Origin of the sequence: Belnapia arida, assembly GCF_016773205.1 — a bacterium.
Lineage (GTDB): Bacteria > Pseudomonadota > Alphaproteobacteria > Acetobacterales > Acetobacteraceae > Belnapia > Belnapia arida.
Window position 1 is genome coordinate 1 of sequence record NZ_JAETWB010000140.1, and the last position, 1,256, is coordinate 1,256.

Here is a 1,256-nt window from a genome sequence, read left to right on the forward strand (position 1 = left end):
TCTGTTGCTCTCCGTCATCGACACCTCCCAGGCTCCTCAGCCTATCAAAGGTGTCCGTGAAATCGGGACAGGCCCACACCGTCCGAGGGTCTCTTACCGTACAGCCAAGAGGCTGTAGAACGCGCAGACATCTCCATCGTCTGGGCCGATCCTTCCCAGCATCCGGCGACCGAGAGAGGCCAGTGCTCCCGCCCCCTATAGTGAGGAGCTTGTGCTTTGGCCTCCCCTACTGCTCCCTCATCCGACCTGCGCAACCGCCTGCTGCTGGCCTTGCCGCCGGAAACCCTGGCCGAGCTGTGGCCCCAGCTCGAGCCAATCGATCTGATTTTGCGTGACGTGCTCCAGGTGCCGGAGCAGCCCATGCAGGCGGCGTGGTTCATCGAAACTGGTGTCGTATCCATGCTGGCGACGCTGGAAGACGGCGACAGCGCGGAAGTCGGGATTGTTGGCAAAGAAGGCTTTATCGGGCTGCCCCTGCTGCTCGACGACGACCGTGATGACCTGGAGGGCGTCGTGCAGGTGGCCGGCACCGGCTATCGCATCTCGGCCGAGGCCTTCCGGGTGGCGCTGGAGCGCCTGCCCGATCTGCGACGCCTGCTGAACCGCTATGCCCTGATCCATCACGGCCAAGTGGCGCGCACCGGCGCCTGCAACGGCCGCCACCATATCGACCAACGCCTCGCGCGCTGGCTACTGATGGCGCACGACCGGACCGAAGGCGATACTGTGCCGTTTACCCATGAGATGCTCAGCATAATGTTGGGGGTGCGCCGCGCCGGGGTCACAGTGGCAGCCGGCGCGCTGCAGAAGGCAGGGCTGATCCGCTACAGCAGTGGCCGCATCACCATCACTGACCGGTCCGGTCTCGAGGCGGTCGCCTGCGAGTGCTATGGCATCACCCGCCGCGCCCGCGATCGGCTGTTTGGGCTTCCACTTGGTGAGATCCCCTACCGACGCTGACGATCTGGCGGTGTCCTTGGACACAGCGGAGAGGCGGATGAGGGCAGCCGCCTCAGCCTTATAGCCGGCGCGGCCTTTGCGTCGTCCATGCCGCAGGCCAGGAGACTGCATCAGCTCCCCTAGCACCAGCTGCTGCAGCGACCGACATCCGAGCCATGAGCTTGCCGCCCGACGACCAGAGGCCGCCTGCGAAGCCGAAGATCTCGCCCGAGGAGCGCCGGTGGGCCTGTCCCGATTTCACGGACACCTTTGATAGGCTGAGGAGCCTGGGAGGTGTCGATGACGGAGAGCAACAG

Annotated in this window: 1 protein-coding gene; it reads left to right on the forward strand. The window is 65.1% G+C overall.

Annotated elements, in window-relative coordinates; genetic code table 11:
- The first annotated feature begins 216 nt into the window (after nucleotides 1–216).
- Entirely contained in the window at nucleotides 217–960 is a 744-nt protein-coding gene (locus tag JMJ56_RS33075; protein WP_236039073.1) for a Crp/Fnr family transcriptional regulator, read from the forward strand.
- Nucleotides 961–1,256 lie beyond the last annotated feature (296 nt).